Here is a 446-nt window from a genome sequence, read left to right as displayed (position 1 = left end):
CGGCAAACGCTTCTCTGCCGTAAAAATCATCGGCGTTTATCACTGTAAAAGGAGCGTCAATTTTATCCGCAGCGCAGAGCAAGGCGTGTCCCGTACCCCAAGGTTTGGTTCTTCCCACTTCTTTAGCGGCACGGAAAATGTCAGGAGGTATCAAACTGTCGGGGTCTTGAAAAGCAAGTTCGCAATTTGCTTTTGACCCCATTCGAGCCAATACCAAATCACGAAAATCTTTTTCTATATCGTGGCGAATAATAAAAACAATTTTTTCAAATCCCGAGCTAACCGCATCGTATACGGAATAATCGAGTAACACTTCGCCATTTTTCCCGATTTTATCCATCTGTTTAAGTCCGCCATAACGACTACCCATGCCAGCCGCAAGCACAACTAAAATTTGTCCTTTAACATCAGCAGAAAAAGTTTTAAGGTAGCCGTCAAAGTATTTT

Annotated in this window: 1 pseudogene; it reads right to left on the bottom strand. The window is 43.0% G+C overall.

Annotated elements, in window-relative coordinates:
• Nucleotides 1–446 (bottom strand): annotated as a pseudogene (locus ACYVTD_RS16835) (hypothetical protein); the annotation flags it as partial.

This window comes from Treponema sp. R6D11 (assembly GCF_054786075.1).
The sequence above is the reverse complement of the archived record's forward strand: the minus strand, read 5'-3'. Positions and strand labels throughout refer to the sequence as shown.